The organism is Aeromonas sp. R4-3, assembly GCF_040908275.1.
Classification (GTDB): Bacteria; Pseudomonadota; Gammaproteobacteria; order Enterobacterales; family Aeromonadaceae; genus Aeromonas; species Aeromonas rivipollensis.
In genome coordinates, this window is sequence record NZ_JBFODK010000011.1 from 1 (window position 1) to 22,571 (window position 22,571).

Annotated in this window: 16 protein-coding genes and 2 tRNA genes; 12 read left to right on the forward strand and 6 right to left on the reverse strand. The window is 63.8% G+C overall.

The features are described from left to right. Nucleotides 1-1,619 (reverse strand): methyl-accepting chemotaxis protein (locus AB5Y91_RS02325; protein ID WP_368168980.1); only part of this gene is annotated, 1,619 nt, incomplete at its 3' end. 275 nt (nucleotides 1,620-1,894) lie between these two features. Between AB5Y91_RS02325 and AB5Y91_RS02330 the strand changes: the two genes are divergently transcribed. From AB5Y91_RS02330 to AB5Y91_RS02345, 4 genes are all read left to right on the forward strand, one after another. Then, the gene (locus tag AB5Y91_RS02330) at nucleotides 1,895-4,201 is read left to right on the forward strand and encodes a patatin-like phospholipase family protein (RefSeq protein WP_171276934.1); all 2,307 of its coding nucleotides are present in this window, start codon (nucleotides 1,895-1,897) and stop codon (nucleotides 4,199-4,201) included. A gap of 229 nt (nucleotides 4,202-4,430) precedes the next feature. After that, a complete protein-coding gene (acnB, locus tag AB5Y91_RS02335) occupies nucleotides 4,431-7,028 on the forward strand; it encodes a bifunctional aconitate hydratase 2/2-methylisocitrate dehydratase (RefSeq protein ID WP_368168981.1) in 2,598 nt (865 codons plus the stop codon). Nucleotides 7,029-7,266: 238 nt separating this feature from the next. Then, on the forward strand, nucleotides 7,267-8,844 hold the full coding sequence (locus AB5Y91_RS02340; protein WP_368169011.1) for an EAL domain-containing protein: 1,578 nt from the start codon (nucleotides 7,267-7,269) through the stop codon (nucleotides 8,842-8,844). A 92-nt stretch (nucleotides 8,845-8,936) separates the two neighbouring features. Next, complete coding sequence (locus tag AB5Y91_RS02345; protein ID WP_368168982.1) at nucleotides 8,937-10,520, forward strand: EAL domain-containing protein; 1,584 nt, start codon at nucleotides 8,937-8,939, stop codon at nucleotides 10,518-10,520. Nucleotides 10,521-10,627: 107 nt separating this feature from the next. Here AB5Y91_RS02345 and AB5Y91_RS02350 read toward each other — a convergent pair whose 3' ends face one another. Continuing rightward, nucleotides 10,628-11,377, reverse strand: a complete 750-nt coding sequence (locus AB5Y91_RS02350) for a 3-oxoacyl-ACP reductase family protein (RefSeq protein WP_168235899.1) — start codon at nucleotides 11,375-11,377, stop codon at nucleotides 10,628-10,630. Between the two features lie 176 nt (nucleotides 11,378-11,553). On the opposite strand from AB5Y91_RS02350, the gene AB5Y91_RS02355 reads away from it, so the two are divergent. Then, a complete protein-coding gene (locus AB5Y91_RS02355) occupies nucleotides 11,554-12,477 on the forward strand; it encodes a LysR family transcriptional regulator (protein ID WP_368168983.1) in 924 nt (307 codons plus the stop codon). Between the two features lie 69 nt (nucleotides 12,478-12,546). Here AB5Y91_RS02355 and AB5Y91_RS02360 read toward each other — a convergent pair whose 3' ends face one another. Further along, nucleotides 12,547-13,455, reverse strand: coding sequence for a LysR family transcriptional regulator (locus tag AB5Y91_RS02360; RefSeq protein ID WP_368168984.1), 909 nt, complete (start codon nucleotides 13,453-13,455; stop codon nucleotides 12,547-12,549). 76 nt (nucleotides 13,456-13,531) lie between these two features. Here AB5Y91_RS02360 and AB5Y91_RS02365 point away from each other — a divergent pair, with 76 nt between their 5' ends. The 4 genes from AB5Y91_RS02365 (at nucleotide 13,532) to mdtD (ending at nucleotide 18,403) form a co-directional block, all read left to right on the forward strand. Then, nucleotides 13,532-14,149 carry a LysE family transporter gene (locus tag AB5Y91_RS02365; protein WP_368168985.1) on the forward strand — a complete coding sequence of 206 codons (618 nt, stop codon included), beginning with the start codon at nucleotides 13,532-13,534 and terminating at the stop codon, nucleotides 14,147-14,149. A gap of 116 nt (nucleotides 14,150-14,265) precedes the next feature. Next, the gene (locus AB5Y91_RS02370) at nucleotides 14,266-15,672 is read left to right on the forward strand and encodes a D-arabinono-1,4-lactone oxidase (RefSeq protein WP_368168986.1); all 1,407 of its coding nucleotides are present in this window, start codon (nucleotides 14,266-14,268) and stop codon (nucleotides 15,670-15,672) included. Nucleotides 15,673-15,795: 123 nt separating this feature from the next. Further along, nucleotides 15,796-16,923 (forward strand): GTP-binding protein, encoded by a 1,128-nt coding sequence (locus tag AB5Y91_RS02375; RefSeq protein WP_368168987.1) that lies wholly within the window; start codon nucleotides 15,796-15,798, stop codon nucleotides 16,921-16,923. A 61-nt stretch (nucleotides 16,924-16,984) separates the two neighbouring features. After that, entirely contained in the window at nucleotides 16,985-18,403 is a 1,419-nt protein-coding gene (mdtD, locus tag AB5Y91_RS02380) for a multidrug transporter subunit MdtD (RefSeq protein ID WP_025328423.1), read from the forward strand. A 72-nt stretch (nucleotides 18,404-18,475) separates the two neighbouring features. Here the strand turns inward: mdtD and AB5Y91_RS02385 are convergent, their stop codons facing one another. The 3 genes from AB5Y91_RS02385 to folB all read right to left on the reverse strand — a co-directional run bounded on the left by AB5Y91_RS02385 (nucleotide 18,476) and on the right by folB (nucleotide 21,488). After that, on the reverse strand, nucleotides 18,476-20,311 hold the full coding sequence (locus AB5Y91_RS02385) for a methyl-accepting chemotaxis protein (protein ID WP_368168988.1): 1,836 nt from the start codon (nucleotides 20,309-20,311) through the stop codon (nucleotides 18,476-18,478). A gap of 234 nt (nucleotides 20,312-20,545) precedes the next feature. Then, entirely contained in the window at nucleotides 20,546-21,064 is a 519-nt protein-coding gene (gene folK / locus AB5Y91_RS02390) for a 2-amino-4-hydroxy-6-hydroxymethyldihydropteridine diphosphokinase (protein ID WP_368168989.1), read from the reverse strand. Nucleotides 21,065-21,116: 52 nt separating this feature from the next. After that, a complete protein-coding gene (gene folB / locus AB5Y91_RS02395) occupies nucleotides 21,117-21,488 on the reverse strand; it encodes a dihydroneopterin aldolase (RefSeq protein ID WP_106885677.1) in 372 nt (123 codons plus the stop codon). Nucleotides 21,489-21,659: 171 nt separating this feature from the next. On the opposite strand from folB, the gene plsY reads away from it, so the two are divergent. From plsY to AB5Y91_RS02410, 3 genes are all read left to right on the forward strand, one after another. Then, nucleotides 21,660-22,322, forward strand: a complete 663-nt coding sequence (gene plsY, locus AB5Y91_RS02400) for a glycerol-3-phosphate 1-O-acyltransferase PlsY (RefSeq protein ID WP_159392282.1) — start codon at nucleotides 21,660-21,662, stop codon at nucleotides 22,320-22,322. A 47-nt stretch (nucleotides 22,323-22,369) separates the two neighbouring features. After that, nucleotides 22,370-22,445, forward strand: a tRNA-Phe gene (locus tag AB5Y91_RS02405). A 50-nt stretch (nucleotides 22,446-22,495) separates the two neighbouring features. Next, a tRNA-Thr gene (locus AB5Y91_RS02410) sits at nucleotides 22,496-22,571 on the forward strand.

Consider the following 22,571-nt stretch of genomic DNA (forward strand, 5'->3'; position numbering starts at 1 on the left):
ATGGCGCTGACGGCGCGGGCGCTCTGCTCCTGGAGGCGGTTGATCATGCCCTGGATCTCGGCGGTGGAGGCGGCGGAGCGGCTGGCGAGGTTGCGGACCTCGTCGGCCACCACGGCGAAGCCGCGGCCCTGTTCACCGGCGCGGGCGGCCTCGATGGCGGCGTTCAGCGCCAGCAGGTTGGTCTGCTCCGAGATGCTGCGGATGGTGTCGAGTATGCTGCCGATGGAGTCGGTCTGGCTCGCCAGTGACTCGATGACTCCGGCCACCTGCTCGATCTCACCGGAGAGACCGACGATGCCGTGGCGGGCCTGCGCCACCACGACCGCACCCGCGTCAGCCTGATCGTTGGCCTGCTTGGCCACGTCGGCGGCGAGGGACGCATTGCCGGCGATCTCGCTCACTGTGGCGCCCATCTCGTGGATGGCCGTGGCGACCTGGACGGTGCGATCCCGCTGGGCGGTACAGTTGTGCTGGGTCAGCTGGGCCTTGGCGGCCACCTCGTTGGCGGTGGCGGCGAGCTGGCGGGAGTTGCTCGCCACCTGCTCGATGGAGCCGTGGATCTTGGCGACGAAGTTGTTGAAGCCGGTGGCGACCTGGCTCAGTTCGTCCCGTCCTTCCACCTTGAGGCGCTGGGTCAGATCCCCGTCACCACTGCCCAGTTCCCGGAACAGGCGAGCCAGTTCGTTGAGGGGGCGACTGACGGAGCCAGCCAGCAGGACGCCAAGCAGCCCCATGCCGACGGCGATGAGCAGGCTCACCAGCACTATGTGCAGCCGCGCCTTGTCCAGCTCGGCATAGATCTCGGCTTCCGGCACCTGGGCCACCAGATACCAGTCGAGCAGGGGGATATAGCTGGTGGCGAGCACCACGGGCTGGCCATCTATTTCGGCGTGGGTGGCGGCAAAGGGCTGCCTGGTCATCAGCGCGCCGGCGCCCGGGCCTGCCAGCTGACTCAGGCTGTCTCTGTCGATGCGGGCGGCGTCCGGGTGCAGCTTCACCTTGCCGCTGCCATCTGTCATGAAGACGAAGCCGCTGTCGCCGATGCGGAAGTTGGCGAGCATGCTGACCATGCTGTCGAGAGACTTGGCAAGCCCGGCCAGGCCGCGCCCGTCGAGCTGCTGGAAGTTGACGAACAGCTTCACCTCGCCATTGCTCTCGCGAAAGATGCTGAGCATCAGGTCCTGGCCGCTCTTGGTGTAGTCGTAGAACCAGTTGTCCTGCTCATGGTTCAGGATGCGCAGGAAGCCGTCCTGGTTGTAGTAGGCGGCGCTCTGGCGATCGGCGAAGGAGGCGGTGACCAGGCCATACTGGCTCGTCATGTCCTTGAGCTGGTCGATGAGGATGGACTCCTGCTCCTTGGGCATGCCGCGGGCCACCCAGTCCAGCACGAAGCGGTCATTGGCCAGCTGTCTGGCGGCGCTCGCGACCGAGGTGAGATCCTTCTCGATCTCCTTGCCGATGCGCTGGGTCAGGTTGGGCAGCTCCTGCTCGAACATGCGGGTCTCGATCAACTGCTGGGCCGAGCGCTGGCTGAAGTAGCCCACCAGCAGGCAGGAGAGAGCCACGGCGAGGATGACGGTGGCCAGAATTTTCTGTTTGAGTGTCAGGCTTGCGAACATAAGGGTGACTCGGGGTGTGGGCCTAAGGTTGAGTACATATTAACGGCTGATCTGGCGCGCTCTTGAGGTGGCGGCGGCGATTATTGCCGATTAACGTTTGCGCTCACATCAGGCTGGGACTGGATTGGCGCCAGTTATCCCTGGCTCTGGGGCCCCTGGGGGTGATGACATCTCGCCAGCAGGGGCGCTTGCAGTTAAAGTTCTGGAACTTATAGTTGGCAGCACTCATGTCGGCGGACTGCTCGCTCGACTCGCACGGATCAATGGACACTCATATGCGCATCTTTCATCGGGGATGGACCCATCTGCTAATGCTTCTGCTGGCAACCCTGCCATTGGCGGGGATAGCCCAGGCCAGTGACACCGGGCCCAAGGCCAGGGTGCACGGCGGCGAAGGCAAGGCGGAGAGACCCAGGATAGCCTTGGTGCTGAGCGGCGGCGGCGCCAAGGGGGCGGCCCACATAGGGGTGCTCAAGGTGCTGGAAGAGAAGCGGATCCCGGTCGACATCGTCGTCGGCACCAGCATGGGCTCCTATGTGGCGGGCATGTACGCCATGGGGCTCAGTGCCGAGGAGGTGGAGCGCATGACCCTCGCCATCGACTGGAACAAGGGTTATCAGGACAAGGTCGGTCGTGACGAGCTCTCCCTGCGCAAGAAGCAGCAGAGCGAGAAGTACCAGCTGCGCACCGACATCGGGGTCAACGGGGACTCCACCCAGTTGCCTGACGGCTTCTTCCAGGGCCAATCCATGGCCAGCCTGCTGCGCCATGCTACCTCCAACCTGCCGGCGCAGAAGAGCTTCGACGATCTGCCCATTCCCTACCGCGCCGTGGCCACCGACATGGAGACGGTGACCCCCTTCGTGCTGGACAGTGGCAGCCTGGCCAAGGCGATGCAGGCCTCAATGTCCATCCCCGGTGCCCTCAAGCCGGTGGAGTGGGAAGGGCACATCCTGGCCGACGGTGGCACAGTCAACAACATGCCGGTGGATGTGGCCAAGGCCATGGGGGCCGACGTGGTGATAGCGGTGGACATAGGCGCCAAGCTGCGCACCAGGGAGTCGCTCAAATCCGGGTTGGCCATGATAGACCAGCTCACCACCTACATGACCCAGGTCGGCACCGAGAAGCAGAAGGCGCTGCTGGGGCCAAAGGACGTGCTGCTCAGTCCTGAGTTCGGTGACATGGGGATCGCCGACTTTGCCCGCATGCCGGAGGGGATCAAGCAGGGGGAGGCGGTGGCCGACCGCGCCTCCGCCCAGCTCGATGCCCTGTCGCTCTCCCCTGACGCTTACGCGGATTACCGCAACAAGAAGCTGAGCCGCCGCGCCGAGCGCAGCGGGCAGCCGGCCTACTACATCGACAAGGTGGAGATCCTCAACAAGTCGCGCCTCTCCGACGAGACGGTGCGGGCCATGCTCAAGGTGCGCCCGGACAAGGTGCAGACCTATGAGAGCCTGGAGGCCGGGATCCGCCGCCTCTACGCCCTGGAGTCGTTCGACCGCATCACCTACGAGGTGGAGGAGCGGGACGGCGAGAACGTTCTGGTGGTGGATGCCAGCGAGAAGAACTGGGGCCCGGGCTATCTCAACTTCCAGCTCGGCTTCTCCGATGACTTCGAGAGCAGCTCCAACTACAACGTCGGCATGTCCTATACCCTGACCAACGTCAACGACTGGGGCGCCGAGTGGCTCACCGAGGCGTCGCTCGGCACGGCCAAGCACCTCAAGACCGACTTCTACACGCCGCTCGAGCCTTCCCAGACCTTCTATGGGGAGGCGAGCCTGGCCTATGACAAGACCCAGCGTCGGGTCTTCTTCCCGGAGGAGGATGTCAAATCGTCCGGGGTCCGTTATCTGGACTCCGAGTACAGCTTCACCAGCATGGATCTCGCCGTCGGCTGGAACCGCCAGCCCTGGAGCAGATTGTCCCTGGGGCTGGAAGGCCAGGTGGGCGGCGTCGATGTCCAGAACCTGTCCGACGCGAACGCAGATGCCACCGCCTGGGGCCCCTACATTCGCTTCGAACACGACACCCTCGACAGTCGCTACTTCCCCTACGCGGGGGTCTACTGGGACATCAAGGGGGGCTACTCCCACATCAAGATAGAGCCGACCGGCGAGCCGACGGAGAACACCGAGGGGCTCAACTACCACCTGGCGATGATCAAGCCCTGGTCATGGGGACGGCACAGCCTCAACCTGATGCTGGAAGGGGGCGGCTCCTCCTCGGAGGAGGAGGTGCCGCTGTTCGTGCAGGATCTCGGCGGCCTGTTCCGGCTCTCCGGCTTCCAGCACTACCAGCTGAGCGGCCGCTACAGCCTGTTCAGCGGTCTGCGCTACATCTATCGGGTGGCGGACAACGACTTCGGGGCCATCAAGGCACCCCTGTTCCTCGGGGGCTCCCTCGAGCAGGGCGGGGTCTGGAACAAGGGGGCCGACATCAGCCTGGAATCTTCCTATACCTCGGGCTCCGTCTATGTGGGGGTGGAGAGCTTCCTCGGCCCCATCTTCCTCGGCTATGGCATGGCGGAGGGGGGACACGACATGTTCTATCTGCAATTGGGCACTACGTTCCAATAAGGGTGAAATGCTGACTTTTTGTTAACTTGTTTGTGCTGTGTCTCTTGTCAGTTTAAAAAAACCTAACTGGCTTATATGGTTATGCTGGTTTGGTGAATAACTGCACAGGGTTTGGATTTTAATTACTCGTTAAAACTTATATAGTGGGGGGCACCCTACGGGTGTCCCGCAAGGACGATCGCCGCGAGCTTGGGCGAACCCCAAAAAAAAGACCAAAGAGGAATTAGTCGTGCTTGAAACATACCGTAAACACGTCGCAGAACGTGCCGCCGAGGGCGTGGTTGCCAAACCTCTGGATGCAGAGCAGGTCGCCGCCCTGGTTGAACTGCTCAAGAACCCGCCCGCCGGTGAACATGATTTTCTGAAAGAACTGTTGTCCTCCCGCGTTCCCCCGGGTGTTGATGAAGCGGCCTATGTCAAAGCCGGCTTCCTCACCGCCGTCGCCAAGGGCGAGGCCCACTCACCCATACTGACCGCCGCCGAAGCGGTCGAGCTGCTCGGCACCATGCAGGGTGGCTACAACATCCAGCCGCTGATCGATCTGCTGGACGACGCCTCCCTGGCCCCTCTTGCCGCCAAGGGGCTGTCCCACACCCTGCTGATGTTCGACTCCTTCCACGACGTGGAAGAGAAGGCGAAGGCGGGCAATGGCCACGCCCAGCGGGTGCTGCAATCCTGGGCCGATGCCGAGTGGTTCCAAAGCCGCCCCGCTCTGGCCGAGAAGATCACCGTCACAGTGTTCAAGGTGACCGGCGAAACCAACACCGACGACCTGTCCCCGGCACCGGATGCCTGGTCCCGTCCGGACATCCCGCTCCATGCCCTGGCCATGCTGAAGAACGCCCGCCCCGGCATCACCCCGGACAAGGACGGCGTCATAGGCCCGGTCAAGGCCATCGAAGAGCTCAAGCAGACCGGCTTCCCGCTGGCCTACGTCGGTGACGTGGTCGGTACCGGCTCCTCCCGCAAGTCCGCCACCAACTCGGTGCTCTGGTTCATGGGCGACGACATTCCCTTCGTGCCGAACAAGCGCGCCGGTGGCGTCTGCCTCGGCGGCAAGATTGCCCCCATCTTCTTCAACACCATGGAAGATGCCGGTGCCCTGCCCATCGAAGTGGATGTCTCCAAGCTGGAGATGGGCGACGTGATCGACATCTTCCCCTATGAGGGCAAGATCACCCGTCACGGCACCGACGAGGTGCTGGCCCGCTTTGAACTGAAAACCGACGTGCTGATCGACGAAGTGCGCGCCGGTGGCCGTATTCCGCTGATCATCGGCCGCGGCCTGACCGACAAGGCCCGCGAGGCCTTAGGGTTGCCGTTCTCCACCGTGTTCCGTCGCCCGCAGCCTGTGGCCGACACCGGCAAGGGTTACACCCTGGCCCAGAAGATGGTGGGCAAGGCGTGCGGCGTGCAGGGCATACGCCCGGGCACTTACTGCGAGCCGCGCATGACCACGGTCGGCTCCCAGGACACCACTGGCCCCATGACCCGTGACGAGCTGAAAGATCTGGCCTGCCTCGGCTTCTCCGCCGATCTGACCATGCAGTCCTTCTGCCACACCGCGGCCTATCCCAAGCCCATCGACGTGCAGACCCACCACACCCTGCCGGACTTCATCATGAACCGTGGCGGTGTAAGCTTGCGTCCCGGTGACGGCGTCATCCACTCCTGGCTGAACCGCATGCTGCTGCCGGATACCGTGGGTACCGGCGGTGACTCCCACACCCGTTTCCCCATCGGCATCTCCTTCCCGGCGGGCTCTGGCCTGGTGGCCTTCGCCGCCGCCACCGGCGTCATGCCGCTGGACATGCCGGAATCCGTGCTGGTGCGCTTCAAGGGCGAGCTGCAACCTGGCATCACCCTGCGTGATCTGGTCCATGCCATCCCCTACGCCGCCATCCAGAAGGGGCTGCTGACCGTCGAGAAAGCGGGCAAGAAGAACATCTTCTCCGGCCGCATCCTCGAGATCGAAGGTCTGCCGACTCTGAAAGTAGAGCAAGCCTTCGAGCTGGCGGACGCCAGCGCCGAGCGCTCCGCCGCCGGTTGCACCATCAAGCTGGATCAGGCCCCGATCATCGAGTACCTGAAGTCCAACATCGTGATGCTGAAATGGATGCTCTCCGAAGGCTACGGCGACGTGCGCACCATCACCCGCCGCATCAAGGGGATGGAAGAGTGGCTGGCCAACCCTGTGCTGATGGAAGCGGACAAGGACGCCGAATACGCCGAAATCATCGAGATCGATCTGGCCACCATCAAGGAGCCCATCCTCTGTGCGCCGAACGATCCGGACGACGCCCGCCTGCTGAGCGACGTGGCCGGCAGCCAGATCGACGAGGTGTTCATCGGTTCCTGCATGACCAACATCGGCCACTTCCGCGCCGCCGGCAAACTGCTCGAGAAGTACCAGGGCGAGCTGCCGACCCGCATGTGGATTGCCCCGCCCACCAAGATGGACAAGGATCAGCTGACCGAAGAGGGCTACTACGGCATCTTTGGTCGCGTCGGTGCCCGCATCGAGATCCCGGGCTGTTCCCTGTGCATGGGCAACCAGGCGCGCGTGGCGGAAGGGGCCTCCGTGGTCTCCACCTCCACCCGCAACTTCCCGAACCGTCTGGGCAAGGGGGCCAACGTCTACCTGGCCTCTGCCGAACTGGCTGCGGTGGCCGCCATCATCGGCAAGATCCCGACAGTGGCGGAGTACCTGCAGTACGCCAAGACCCTGGATGCCACGGCGGCCGACACTTACCGCTACCTCAACTTCAACGAAATCGCCTCCTACACCAAGAAGGCCGATGCAGTGATTTTGCAACAGGCGGTCTAAGCCTGGTCGGTCTGACCACTGGAAATAACAATGCCGCGTCCTGACGCGGCATTTTCCATTTATGGGGGTTGCGCGATAATGGGCCGCCAATCTCCCGCCACTGCGTCGTCGATTTCTTTTACCAGCGCGCTGCGTTAGGTTGTCTGGCCTGAATGGTCCCATTGTCTTCTGTGCGAGATGGGCGTTATTTCACTGCGGTGCTTGCCAGGGCAAGCCTGCGAATTGCGGCGTGGTTGCTATGTTCCTGTTCCGGATTGATCTTGCCCGTACGAGATGGCGCCTTGGCTGTGCCCTGCTGGTCTTGACCCTGCCACTGCTGGCGGGGGGCTGGATGGTGCACCGCAGCTATGAGCAGGAGTTGAAGAGCGACGCCAGCGCCTCCGCCTACAAGGCGAGAACCTTGCTTGAGCGCATGCTGGATCAGGCCGAGCAGGCCAACCTGGAGGCATTGCCGCTGGTGAACCAGCCCTGTACCGGCAATCTGCTGCAACTGCGCAAGAGAGTGGCCCTCGAGCCTTTCCTGCGCTCGGTCAATCTGGTGCGCGACGGGGTGATCAACTGCACCTCGCTGTTTGGACCTGTCCAGGAGGTGGATGACAGGTCTGTCTACACGCAGGACAAGTTGCTGCTGATGCGCGGCAACAGGGTGCGTCAGAATCATCCGCTGCTGGTGGTGCGCCATGATCGCGGGCGCGATGCGGTGCTGAGCGCCATCGACAGCACCCAGCTCAGCTTCATGCTCGCCATGAGCAGCGACGCCAGCGAGCTCTATCTGCAGGTCGGGTCGGCCTGGATCGACGAGTCCGGCCATCATCAGAGCCAGCCCCCCAGGCTGCACAGCAAGACTCGTCTTGAACTCTCCTCCCACCGCTACCCCTTCGCCATCCATGCGGGCTATGCCATGCCGCTCTACTGGCACTCACTCTGGGAGGCTCGCCATCTGGCCCTGTTGTGGCTGGCCGGCACCTCTGTGCTGCTCGCGCTGCTGGTGTGGTGGGTGCTCGGTCGCCCGGGCTCCCCGACAGACGAGCTGAGGCGCGGGTTGCGGGCGGGGGAATTCGTTCCCTACCTGCAACCCCTGATGGCCAGCAAGGACGACCGCATGGTGGGGGCCGAGGTACTGATGCGCTGGCAGCACCCGAGCTCAGGCCTGATCCGCCCGGATCTCTTCATCCCCCAGGCGGAAGAGTCCGGGCTGATAGTACCCATGACCACCCATCTCATGAAGGTGGTGGCCCATCGCCTGAAGCAGGTGCAGAGCCAGCTGCCCGAGGGGTTTCATATCAGCTTCAACATCAGCGCCGCCCACTGCCGGGATCTCTCCCTGCTGGCGGAGTGCCGCGCCTTCCTCGCCCACTTCCAGCCGGGGCGGGTGGCGCTGGTGCTGGAGCTGACCGAGCGGGAGCTGCTGGTGGCCAACCCCCATACCCTCTCCCTGTTCGCACAGCTGGACGAGATGGGGGTCAAGCTCGCCATCGATGACTTTGGCACCGGCCACTCCAGCCTGATCTACCTGCAGCAGTTCCATGTGGACTATCTCAAGATCGACCGCTCCTTCATCGGGCGGATCGGCACCGAGTCCCTCTCCGAACACATAGTCGACAACGTGATCGATCTCGGTCGCAGGCTGGGCCTGGCCCTGGTCGCCGAAGGGGTCGAGACCGAGCATCAGGCCGCCTACCTCAGGGGCAAGGGGGTCCACTATCTGCAGGGATTCCTGTTCGCGCGCCCCCAGCCGCTACGTCAGTTCTGCCAGGGGTTGACGGCAGGGGAGGCGGATAGCCAGCCAGTTGCCGGTCGCGCCGCCTCCGCTTGAGTCCCGCAGTGTGGTTGCTCGTTATTTGACCGGTTAGGCCTGGGTTCAGCTTGGGTTGCTAAGATGGCGACCCTTTACGAACGGGATCCGCCATGCGTTATTGCTCCGCGGCCGACACGGCCAGACCCAGGCCAAGACTGCTGATCACCTTGCTGATGTTCGCGCTGCCCATGCTGCTCGGCAACTGGGCCATGCTCGTTCGCTATCGGGTCGATCTGCAGTGGGAGTCCCATCAGGCGGCGAGCCATACCCTGGCGCTGATGGAGACCATGCTGTCTCATGCCCAGGCGGCCAATCGCCAGGCCTTGCCATTTCTGGGCATGCCCTGCGCCACTGCGCTGCCGACCCTCAGATCCCTGGTCGCCATGGTGCCCTTCGTGCGTTCGGTCAACCTGAGCCGGGGGGACAGCGTCTACTGCACCTCCCAGTTTGGCCGGCGCCGGATCCCCTATACCGCTGAGCAGTACAGCCAAGGCCAGCTGCGCCTGATGGAAGGGAACGAGGTGCGGCGGCATCATCCCGTCCTCTCGGTGCGCACCGGCACTGTGCAAGGGGCCGTGATGACCCTGATCGATGGGGATTACCTCAACTTCATGCTGAGCCTCAACCAGGGAGCCATGCCCCTGATGCTCAGGGTGGGCGATGGCTGGCTCGACGAGGAGGGCCACTTCTTCGCCGCCACGCCTTCCCTGGCGAGTCAGGAGCATGTCGAGCTCCAGGCTGCTGGCTATCCGCTCTCTATCTATGCAGGCTACTCCTCTGCTCCCACCCTGATGGGGCTGTGGCGGCATCATGGCTTCGGGATCTGGCTGCTGTTTGCCTTCAGTGCCGGTGTTGCCGTGCTCATGTGGTGGCTGCTGGGGCGCCCCCGCTCCCCGACCAGCGAGCTGGCCCGGGCCCTGCGAGCCAAAGAGTTCGTCCCCTACCTGCAACCCCTGGTGGAGAGCGGCAGCGAACGCATCATGGGGGTCGAGGTGCTGATGCGCTGGCAGCATCCTGACGTGGGCTTGATCCGGCCGGATCTCTTCATTCCCCAGGCGGAGGCTTGCGGCCTGATAGTGCCCATGACCAGCCTCATCATGGGGAGGGTGGAGCAGCAGCTGGTCGCAAGCCAGGCGCAGTTGCCCGATGGCTTCCACATCAGCTTCAACATCAGCGCGGCCCATTGCCGAGACGACAGCCTGCTGGAGGAGTGCCGCAGCTTCCTCGCCCGCTTCGCACCGGGCAAGGTGACGCTGGTGCTGGAGTTGACCGAGCGGGAGCTGCTGGTGGCGGATCCCCATACCCTCTCGCTGTTCCAGGCGTTGAACGAGATGGGGGTCAAGCTGGCCATGGATGATTTCGGCACCGGCCACTCCAGCCTGGTCTATCTGCAGCAGTTCCATGTGGACTACCTCAAGATCGATCAGTCCTTCATTCGTCGTATCGGTACCGAGTCCCTCTCCGAGCACATAGTCGACAACGTGATCGATCTGGGCCACCGCCTCGGCCTGGCGCTGGTGGCCGAAGGGGTCGAGACCCGCGAGCAGGCAGAGTATCTCAAGGGCAAGGTGACCTATCTGCAGGGCTACCTGTTCGGCCGCCCCGTACCCGTCCGGCAATTCTGCGACGAGCAGTTGGCGCAGGCGGCCTCGCCAGTGATTGAGGCCAAAGAGGAACAGCCGGAACCAGCCTGAGCCGGAGCTGCCACGCAAGCCGCATCACGAGTGTGCGGCAGTGGTGCCCCCTGATGAGCAAGCCCCGGCGAGTGCCGGGGCTTTTGTATCTGAAGTAAAAGGGAAAGTCAGGCGGAGAAGCCGCCATCTATGGTCAGACTGGCGCCTGTGACATAGCCTGCTTCAGGTCCCGCCAGGTAGGCGACGAAGCTGGCGATTTCGTCATCCTTGCCGTAGCGGGCCAGCGCCATCATCCCCTTGAGCTGCTCCGCCGATTCCCCGTCAGCCGGGTTCATGTCGGTATCGACCGGGCCTGGCTGCACGTTGTTGACCGTGATGCCCCGCGGGCCCAGATCCCGTGCCATGCCTTTGGTCAGGCCGACCAGGGCCGATTTGCTCATGGCGTAGACGGAGCCGCCCGCCATGGGGATGCGATCGGCATTGGTGCTGCCGATGTTGATGATGCGCCCCCCCTTGCCCATGTGATGAGCCGCCTCCTGACAGGCCACGAAGACGCTGCGGATGTTGACCGCCAGGGTGCGATCCAGAGCGTCCAGGGTCAGCTCCTCAAGGTGGCCCCATACCAGTACCCCGGCATTGTTGACGAGAATGTCCAGCCGCCCGAAGCGGGTGACGCTCTGGCGTATGGCGTGCTGTACGGCCACGGCATCCGCGCTGTCGGCACGGATGGCCAGGGCCTTGCCGCCCGCCGCCGTGATGGTCGCGACAAGCTCTTCTGCCTTGCTGGCGGAAGAGACATAGGTGAAGGCCACGGCGGCACCGTCGCGAGCGAGGCGCTTCACAATGGCGGCACCTATGCCGCGGGAACCACCTTGTACGAAGGCAACTTGTCCACTGAGGGGTTTGACGGTCAACATCTGATCTCTCCTGTCTGGTGATAAAGCAAGGTCTGAGCGAGTTGGGAACTCAAGGCTATCCAGGCCACCCCAAGCGAGGAGTGGTGTTGAATGAACCTGTTTACAGTGTGATTGATTCCTTGAGGTTGATTAAGTAGCTATCATTCCAATCTCTAATTCCTTCAAGGACCGAGTCGATGACAGTACAGGACCCCTTTCTGAGCGTCAGACACTTTGTCGCCGTGGCTCGGACGGGCAGTTTTACCGCAGCGGCGCTGGGGCTGGGGCTGACCGGCTCGGCGTTGAGCAAGAGCATAGTGCGCTTGGAGGCACGACTGGGGGTCAAGCTGCTGCACAGAACAACCCGTCGGGTGAGCCTGACCCCGGAGGGAGAGGCGTATCTGGCCAGCTGTCTTCAGGCTATCCGGGTGCTGGAGGAGGCGGAGCAGAGCCTTGCATCGGGAAAGCAGAGCCCGTCGGGTCGCGTGCGCATCGATCTTCCCGCTGCGTTTGGCCGCAGGCACGTGCTGCCTATCCTGCTGGAACTGGCTGGCCAGCATCCACAGCTGGATCTGTCGGTGACCTTCAACGAGCGCAAGGTCGATCTCGTCGAGGCCAACATCGATCTGGTGGTACGCATAGGGGCGCTGGAGGACCAGGCGGATCTCGTTGCGCGCCGTCTGGGGGAGCAGAGGCTCGTCATCTGCGGGGCGCCCTCCTATCTGGCCAGGCGCGGGGTGCCCTTGACCCCGGATGAGCTGTCACGGCACGACTGCATCATCGACTGGCGAGCCGGCCATCGTCATGGCTGGCTGCTCAGCAATGGGGCGGGCAAGACGGAAGCCTATTACATCCCGGTACGCTACGAGATGGGGGATGGGGAAGCCGTGCGGGCAGCGGCACTGGCTGGCCTTGGGCTGGTGCAGGTGCCGACCTGGCTGGTAAACGAGCAGTTGGGATCGGGCGCCCTCGTCTCGGTGCTCGATGATCACTCCGGCGGCGAGATGCCGATCAATCTCCTCTGGGCCCGGAGCCAGCACATGCCGCTCAAGGTGCGCGTCCTGGTGGATGCCTTGCTGCTGGCGGCGCAGCAGAGTGACAGTGCCTTTCGGGCCAACTGAGCCAGGTCACGGCTGCCTGCCGTGAGTCCCCGAGGTCAACACCGCCGTGCGGGGAGGAACATTGAGCGCTCAGCTCAGGCTGTGCAACCAGTTCGCCAGTTTCTCGTGGGCACTGCCGGGCTCGGGTCTGGCGGGGGCGAGCAGGTGGTAGCCGGTGCCATCCGGGACGAAGCCGAGCGGGGCCACCAGTAGCCCAGCCTCCAGATCGTCACACACCAGCCGGCAGGGGCCTATGGCGACGCCAAGGCCCGCCACCGCCGCCTGCAGGCTGAAGTAGAAGTGTTCGAAGGTCTGGGTCGGCGCCTCGTCATTCTGGGGTTGGCCTGCATTCTCCTGCCAGCGTGACCAGGCATCCGGGCGCGTCTTGGTGTGCAGGCGGGGGGCCGAGGGATGCAGGGCGGATTCTTCCCCTCGCGGCTCGAAAAACTGCGCCACCTTGCCCGGCTGGCAGACAGGCCCGGTCAGCTCCTCGAACAGCAGCTGGCTGTGCAGATCCTCGGGCCAGTCGAAGTCATTGCGCCGGATGGCGAGATCGATGCCGCTGCCAAAGCTGAGGGCGCCGCCCCCTGCCATCAGGTGGACGTCCAGCTCGGGGTGCAGGGCCTGGAAGGCGGGCCAGCGCGGGATCAGCCAGCGCATCAGCAGGGTGGGCTCGCAGGAGAGCACCAGCGACTGGGGGCGGCTCTGCTGGCGCAGCGCCTGGGCCGTCTCCCGGATCTGGCCCAGCCCCTCCCTGACCGCCTGATAGAGCCGGTCGCCCGCCTCGGTCAGGAAGACCCGACGCTGGCGCCGCTCGAACAGCCTGACGCCCAGGTCTTCCTCCAGCAGGCGCACCGCCCGGCTGATGGCGCCATGGGTGAGGTGCAGCTCGTCGGCGGCGCGACCGAAGTGCTCGGTGCGGGCCGCCACCTCGAAGCAGCGCAGGGCTGTCAGGGAGGGCAGCGACAGGCTTTTCTGTGAATTTTTCTCACCGTTCATGTCAGAAGTTATCGTTCGTCATTGGGTTTATTGCCAAATAAAATAGCCGATATCCCATGTGATCAGGACTATTTTCATGACCGAACTGTTAGCCGTAGTCGCCATTACCTTCTTTGCCGTCATCAGCCCGGGCCCCGATTTTGCCATGGTGTCGCGCAACAGCCTGTTGCTCTCCCGTCGCACCGGCGTGCTGACGGCGATCGGCATCGCGGCCGGGGTCTGCGTCCACGTGAGCTACACCCTGCTGGGGGTGGGCCTGCTTATCCAGCAGTCCCTCTGGCTGTTCAACCTCATCAAGCTGGCGGGGGCTGCCTACCTCATCTTCCTCGGCATCAAGATGCTGCGGGCCCAGCCCGCGACCGGTGAGGCGATGGCCAGTCAGCCAGCCCTCTCCAGCCTGGGGGCACTGCGCACCGGGTTTCTGACCAATGTGCTCAACCCCAAGACCACCATCTTCATCGTCAGCCTCTTCATGCAGGTAGTGCAGCCGCAGACGCCGCTGGTGGTCCAGCTCGGCTACGGCGCCTTCATAGTGCTGGCCCACGCCCTCTGGTTCAGCGCGGTGGCGCTCTTCTTCTCCAGCGAGTCGGTGCGGGCTCGTCTGCTGGCGGTGCGCCACTGGATCGACCGGGTGTTTGGCGGTCTGCTGGTGGGATTTGGCATGCTGCTGGCACTGACCCAGCAATCACGCTGAGGGGAAGGGGGCTGGTCCCCCTTATCTACCCTCGACTGTAGGGGCTTGTTTTTCATGCCTTGGCGCTCGCTTTTCGGTAGAATTGCCGCTCATTTAGAAGTCAGATGAGGCGCGGTATGACGGTCAGGTTCCAGGCATTTCACAGCATCAAGGCGATTGGCAATCGGGAGGTGCTGTTCAACTGGTCCAGGACCAACCCCCTCGGCGCCCTGGATCAGGTGTGGCGCCCGAAGAATCGCGACGAGCTGCAGGCGCTGCTGCGTGAATACCCGGCGCGCAAGCTGCGGCTGATCGGCTCCGGCCTCTCCTTCGAACCCATTCACAGCGTCTATGCCGAGGGCAGTCAGGCGCTGCTGGTGGATTTGCACCATCTGCGTGGCCAACTGGCGAAAACCGCCGATACCGTCACCTACCAGGCGGGCACGCCCCTCGATACCGTCTATGGGGATCTCATCGCCATGGATCGGATGCTGCCCGCGTCCCCCGGCGTCATCGGCATCCAGACCCTGGGGGGCGCGCTCAGCACAGGCACCCACGGCCAGGGGCTGCACCAGTCCTCCCTGTGCGATGCGGTGGAAGCCCTGACGGTGATGCTGGCCAATGGGGATATTATCCAGGTGGATCGCGCCGATCCGCGCTTCGGCGCCTTCGTGATGGGCATGGGCATGCTAGGTGTGCTGCTCGACGTGCGCCTTCGCACTGTGCCAAACCGCATCATGCGCTGCACCAAGTTCACCACCGACTACCCCTTCCTGCTGGAACACAACGAGCGGCTCAACCGCGAACACGGCTTCGTGAAGAGCTGGTGGTTTGCCTGGACCGGCGAGAGCCACATCTGGCTGGTGGATCCCGCCTCCGAGGAGGAGGTGGCCCGCTACCGCGCCGGGGGCAGCGAGCCCCTGCTGCTGGAGGGGGACGTTGACGGTGCCATGAATGCCGCCCTCAATGACACCATAGATGCCACCCTGCAGAAGATGGCGCGGGACACCAAGGACGAGGCGCGGGCCGGGGAGCATTTCGAGACGGTGCGCCGCTTCAAGGACGCCTCTGACCTGGTGGGCAACGTCTACCAGATCCTCTGCAAGGGGATACCGGCGCCCCAGATCAACTGCGAGGTGGCGGTACCCCTCGAGCGCATGCAGGAGGCGCTCGAAATTCTGCAGCACTGGCAGGAGCGCAACCCGGGGGCGCTGCATTACCCCTTCATATTGCGCTGCACCGGCCCCTCCGAGGCCTGGCTTAGCGCCGCCTATGGCAAGTCGGTGTGCTGGATAGGGTTCCTGGTCTATCTGGCGGCGGACGGCACCTTCGTGGGCGGCTCCATGGAGCAGATGCGCGAGCTGCAGCAACTGCTGGTGCCGCTCGGTGGCACGCCGCATTTTGGCAAGCACCTGGCGATGGATCTCTACGACTTCCCGGCCCTGCTGCCGCGCTGGCACGACTTCCTGGCCTTGAAGCGCGAACTTGATCCCCATGGCCGCTTCGAGAACCGCTGGCTCGGCGAGCTGTTCGCCAACCGGTGAGGATGGCCTCTTGGAAAGGGGCGATATTTTTTGCTCCCTTCTCCCCTGGTGGGAGAAGGGTTGGGGAGGAGGGGAAGAGACAGCCTCTTCAAGCCCCATGACGACAGGCGCTAAGGATGTGACATGACAGACCCACAAGACACCAGAATCCCCGTGACCCTGCTGACCGGCTTCCTTGGCAGCGGCAAGACCACCTTGCTCAACCATTGGGTCAAGCAGCCGGAGCTCGGCGAGTGCGCCGTGCTCATCAACGAGTTCGGCTCTGTGGGGCTGGATCATCATCTGGTGCAGCAGGTGGACGAGCAGGTGGTGCTGCTCGATTCCGGCTGCATCTGCTGCTCGGTGCAGGGCTCCCTGGTGGAGGCGTTGCAGGGACTCTTTATGAAGGCGATTCAGCGCAAGATAAAGCCGTTCAAGCGGCTGATTATCGAGACCACTGGCCTGGCGGATCCCGCTCCCGTGCTCTTTACCCTGAAGGAAGAGGGCTTCATCGCCCAGCGCTACCGCTTCGATGGCACAGTGACAGTGGTGGATGCCGGTCATATAGAGCAGCAGCTGGCGGCTCAGTATGAAGCGGTGAAACAGGTGGCCCTGGCGGATCTGCTGGTGGTGAGCAAGGGGGACCTGGTGGAGGAAGAGACCCTGGTGCGGGTCGAAAGCCAGCTGGCAACCCTCAACCCGGCGGCCCCCATCGAGCGGGTCAGCAACGGCGAGCTCTCACCCGTTGTGCTGGAGAAGCTCGGCGCCTACAACGAGGCGGCGGGGCGCGATGTGCGCCAACTGCTGGCCTGGCTGCGCACCGAGTCACCCCGACAGGGGCTGGCATCTCCCATGCAGCCGAAGATGCAGCCGTTCGCCGCCAAGGTAGGCACGGCCGCGCCGACTCATTTCGAGCATGGCAACATAGAGAGCTTCTCCCTGCGCATCGGCGAGCCGCTCAAGCCGTCCCGCCTGCTGGCCGCCATCGATGCGGTGCAGGCCCAGTATGGCGACGCCCTGCTGCGGCTCAAGGGGATCTTGCAGCTGGAGGGCGAGAGCCAGCCCGTGGTGATCCACGGGGTGCACGGCCAGCTCTACCCGTTGCAGGCCCTGGGGGAGTGGCCCGAGGGCAAGGCCCAGTCCCGGCTGGTCTTCATCGTGAAGAGCCAGGACAAGGCGGGGATAGAGCGGTTGTTCCTTGATACGCTCAAGGCCCCGGAGCCCAGTCTGGAAGAGCAGCTCAGAGCCATGCTCGGCCAGCCGGATGCCTGATATGCTGATATGACCCGCGCCCGTGCGGGTCTTTTCTTATCTGTTGAGGAGACAAAGACTCATGCCTGACAGCACTCACCTGGTGACCCCCGCCCAACGCAAGTGGCTACCCTGGCTGACCGCGGTCGGCTTCTTCATGCAGACGCTGGATGGCACCATACTCAACACCGCCCTGCCCAGCATGGCAGAGGCCCTGGGGGAGAGCCCGCTGCAGATGCAGTCGGTGATCATCGCCTACATGCTGACGGTGGCCCTGCTCATTCCCGCCTCCGGCTGGCTGGCGGACAGGTTCGGCACCCGCCGCGTCTACCTGGCCGCCATACTGCTGTTTACCCTGGGCTCCCTGGCCTGTGCGGCCGCTAATACCCTGCCCATGCTGGTCGCCGCCCGGGTGCTGCAAGGGGTGGGCGGGGCCCTGCTGATGCCCATAGGGCGCCTCGCTGTGCTGCGGGTCTACAGCAAGCATGAGCTGCTGCGGGTGATGTCCTTCGTCACCATCCCCGGCCTGCTGGGGCCCCTCATGGGCCCGGCGCTCGGGGGCTGGCTGGTGGAGGTGGCGAGCTGGCACTGGGTCTTCCTCATCAACCTGCCGGTGGGCGTGCTCGGCTTCATCGCCAGCTGGTACTTCATGCCCGATCTGCGTCAGCACACCGCCAGGTTTGACTGGCAGGGGTTCGTGCTGTTCAGCGTCGGCATGGTGCTGGTGTCGGTGGGCCTGCAGGGGCTGGGGGAGCACAGCATCTCCACCGGCTGGGCCCTGTTTGCGTTGCTGTTCGGTCTGGCCGCCATGGCGAGCTACTGGCTCTATGCCGCCACAGTGGCGCAGCCGCTCTTCAGCCTGGCGCTGTTCAAGACCACCACTTTCGCCATCGGCATCTGGGGCAACCTGTTCGCCCGCCTCGGCAGCGGCGCCATGCCCTTCCTCACGCCGCTCTTCCTGCAACTGGGGCTGGGCTTCTCGCCGAGCAAGGCGGGCATGACCATGATCCCCACTGTGATCGGCGCCATGCTGACCAAGACGCTGGTGAACAAGCTGATCCCGCGCATCGGCTATCGCCGCATCCTGATCGGCAATACCCTGGCGCTGGGGGTGATGATCGCCAGCTTCTACTTCATCGACAACCAGGTGCCGCACTGGGTACTGCTGGTCTGGCTGGCGGTCTTCGGTGCCATCAACTCACTGCAGTTCTCCGCCATGAATACGCTGACCCTGCAAGACCTGAGTGCCGAGCACGCCAGCAGCGGTAACGGCCTGCTGTCGGTGGTGATGCAGCTCTCCATGAGCCTGGGGGTAGCCATCGCCGCCAGCCTGCTCGGGCTCTTCTCCGCTGGCCAGCCGGCACAGGCGAGCGAACGCTGGCTCGGTGGCTTCCACCTCACCTATCTATGCATAGGTTTGATGTCCATGCTGGCGGCGCTGATCTTCGCCCAGCTTGCCAGAGATAATGTGAAGGAGGGTCGTCGCCAAGATCCGGTCTGATGGCCACGCGGGCCACGCGGGCGGCGCGGCAAAAAGAGAGGGCGGCCCCGGCCGCCCTCTCTCATTGGGGGATCAGACCCTGAACTGATCGACAGCCCGATGGAGCAGGCTCGCCTGCTCGGCCACGTTCTGGCTGGCGCGGCTGTTCTGTTCGGCCTGGGTCAGGGCGTCGTTGGCGATGTCGCGGATCACCACGGCATTGCGATTGATTTCGCTCGCCACCGAGCTCTGCTCTTCGACCGCCGTGGCTATCTGGGTGCTCATGTCCATCATCTGGTCCATCTGACGGGTGATGTTGGCGAGCTGAGTGCTTGCCTCTCCGGCGGCCTCGACGCTGCGTTCCCCCTGGGTGCGACACTCGCCGATCAGGGTGACCACGCTCTGGGTACGGGCCTGCAAGCCGGAGACTATGGCGGCAATCTCGCTGGTGCTCTGCTGGGTACGCATGGCCAGGTTGCGCACCTCGTCGGCGACCACGGCGAAGCCTCGTCCCTGCTCACCGGCTCTGGCGGCCTCGATGGCCGCGTTGAGGGCTAGCAGGTTGGTCTGCTCGGCGATGGCCTGGATCACTTCCAGCACATTGCCCACCTGACGGCTCTCCTCGGCCAGGGCGATCACCTCCTTGCCCGAGGCCTCCAGCTTGGCGGAGAGGGAATGGATCACCGCCATCGTGGTCTCCACGCTCTCCCGGCCCTGCTGGGCGCTCAGGTTGGTGGTACGGGCGCTCTCGGCGGCGCTCTCCGTGTTGCTGGCAATCTCCTGCACAGTGCTCTCCATCTCTGTGGCGGCGGTGGCAACCAGATCGCTCTCCTGCAACTGCTGCTGGGTACCCTCCTGAGCGGCGTTGGCGTTGCGCTGCAATTGGGCTGTGAGGCGTTCCAGATCCGTGACCGAGGAGACGACCTGGCCTATGACCTGGTTGAAGTGCTCCAGCATGGTGTCGAAGTCGCGGCCCATGGCGCCAAATTCGTCCCTGGAGCCGATGCGGGCGCGCAGGGTCAGATCGCTGCTGGCGGTGACCCGACGCATGGTGTCCGCCAGCCGTTGCAGGCCGGTCATGACGTCGCGGCCGATCAGCAGGTTGAGGCCGAGGGCGGCCAGTATGCCGAGGAGGCAGAGCAGTACCATGACCCTGAGGGTGCGTTCATGGGTGGCGTCGGCTTCCCGGGTCAGGGCCTGGGTCAGGGTCATGCCCGCCTGGCGCATCTGCTCGGCGCTGCGATTGAGCTCGCCCCTCAGCCCCTCGCTGGCACTCAGACCCAGGCGTTGCTCTTCTGTGACCAGGGCGAGGAAGTTCTGGCGGTAGCGTTCCAGCAGGGCGGCGAGGGCCGGTTCACCGGCGAGCGCCTCGGCCAGGGGAGCCAGGTTCTGTTCGAACTTGGCACGATAGCCGATGTCGCGGCGCAGCATGAAGTCCTTCTCATCCCGGCGCAGTTGCAGCATCAGCAGGCTCTCCTGCTGCTGGCCCCGGGCCTTGAGCTCCTGTTCCAGTGCGTGGATGGCCTGACGCAGGGCGCCGTAATGGCCGCTGGTGGGGGTGAGGCCTATCTTCTCCTGCTGGGCGCGCAGGGTCTCGAACTGGCGGCTGTACTCCTTGAGTTGGCTGGCAAAGCCCAGAATGTCGGCCTGCTGCGTGCCCCCATGGTCTCTTGCCATCTCGGCGAGCAGGCGGCTGGCCTGGTCACTCTGGGTGGTGAAGGCGGTGGCGGCGGCGGGGTCCCGGCTCAACAGAAACTCTCTCTCCTGCAGGGTGAGGGCGACGAGGTCGGCCTCCACCTGCTTGGCCTGCAGCATTTCGGCGTTGCTGCGCGACTCCTGCCCGGAGAAGTAAAACATGACCCCCATGACGACGGCCTGGATCCCGGCCACCAGGATGGCGGATAACACAAGTTTCTGTTTGACGTTCACGACGACCTCAAGGGGCAAAGGAGTTGGCTAGCGTATCGGCGCTGAAGATATATTCTGAAGGTGGCTTTAGCATTTTATTCCGCCGGTTTCGCGTTTGGGATTCGATGGGTTCTGTCATCCCACTGTCATGTAGCGAAATAGTCTGGCGTCGCCCCTGACCTGAGGCGGAGCTAGTGAGGGAGGGCGAGGGCGCCCGGCCGGAGGAAACCGCCCGGGCGCCCATGTTGGCGTGGATCAGGCCTGGATATCGGCCAGGATGCCGCTCGGCGTCCAGTGGAAGGGGATGGGGTCGAGGCGCTGGGAGGCCTTGTCATAGCCTTGCCACAGCTCGCCCAGGGGGCGGCCATCGGTGGGATGGCGCAGGCCGGGGGCCAGCTCCGCCAGCGGCCAGAGCACGAAGGCGTTGGTGAGGATCTCGCCACGGGGCAGTACCAGAGGCTCGTCGCAGACCAGATCCCCATAGAGCAGCAGATCGAGATCCAGGGTGCGGGGGGCAAACTTCTTGGCATCCGGCTCGCGGCCGTGGGCGAACTCCATGGCCCGCAGCCGCTGGCACAGGGTTGCGAGGGGCAAGTCGGTGTCGGCGCCGACTACCAGGTTATAGAAGGGGCGGCCGTTGAAGCCTACCGCCTCGCTCTCGAACACCCGGGAAACCTGCAACTCGCCAAACTCGGCATGCAGGGCATCGAGGCCGGCCCGGATGTGGTGCTCCCGCTCGATATTGGAACCCAGGCTGATGTAGATACGGCTCATGCAGCGCTCCCTGTTATCTGGTTCGATCCCAGGCTGATATAGATGCGGGTCATCAGCAGGCGCTCGCGGCCGGGGTCCGGTGGCGCAGGATCTCGACCCCGACGCCGGCGGCATTGGGCACGGCACCCGGCTTGGTCAGGGTGACCTTGACCCACTGCACCCGCTCGTCGGCCAGCACCAGGGCGGCCACCTGCTCGGCCATGGTTTCGACCAGCTCGACGACCTTGCTCTGGGCGTGATCACAGATCTTGCGGGAGAGGGTGGCGTAATCCAGTGCCAGATTGATATCGTCGGTTGCGGCGGCGGGTCGGTTGTCGAATCCCATCTCGAGATCGAAACAGAGCTTCTGGCGAATGCCTTTCTCCCACTCATATACCCCTATGGTGGTCAAAACCTCGAGTCCGCGAATAAACACCTTGTCCATGACAGTACTTCTTCTTTACTCTTGATGGGCTGTGAAAACAGCGCAGGGATGCAGGCCTGGCAAGCCGATTGCCGCTGGCGGCCGGTTTGGGCGACAGGCTTTCGGGCAAGCCCAGACCAGAGAATGTGGCCCGCATCATACCCCATTCATATCGTGGTAAAAACGACCAAGATGACGGCCCTGACGATTTTGATGATTATTCTGGCCTATCTGGGCGGCTCGCTGTCCAGCGCCGTGCTGGTTTCCCGCCTCACGGGTCTGCCGGATCCCCGCGACCATGGTTCCCACAACCCGGGGGCGACCAATGTGCTGCGCCTCGGTGGCCGGATGGCGGCGCTCATCGTCCTGTTGCTCGACGTGCTCAAGGGCATGGCTCCCGTCTACCTCGCCTGGTATCTGCAGATCAAGCCCGTCTACCTGGGGTTCATCGGCGTCGCTGCCTGTCTGGGCCACATGTACCCCATCTTCTTCCACTTCCGGGGGGGCAAGGGAGTCGCCACTGCGCTCGGCACCATGCTGCCCATCGGCTTTGCCATGGGGGGGGCGGCGATCGCCACCTGGCTGCTGGTGCTGCTGGTGAGCGGCTACTCGTCGCTGGCTTCCATCATTACAGTGCTGCTGACCCCGCTCTTTACCTACCTGCTCAAACCGGAATATACCCTGCCGGTCTCCCTGCTCTCCTGTCTCATCCTGGTGCGCCATCACGAGAACATCACCCGCCTGCTCAGGGGTGAGGAATCTCGACTCTGGGGCCGCCGAGGCGCGGCTTCTCCCACAGAAGTGATTAAAACGAGTGATGCTGCGCAAAAAAGAGACGAACGAGACGAAAAGTGAAATTTCCCGTTGACCACCCGCCTTAAAATCCGTTTAATAGCGCCCACGCCCAGATAGCTCAGTCGGTAGAGCAGGGGATTGAAAATCCCCGTGTCGGCGGTTCGATTCCGTCTCTGGGCACCAATTTTGGTGCCATGAAAGAAAAATTTGTTCATGCACAATAGTTTAAGTGTGCCGGCTTAGCTCAGTAGGTAGAGCAACTGACTTGTAATCAGTAGGTCACCAGTTCGATTCCGGTAGCCGGCACCA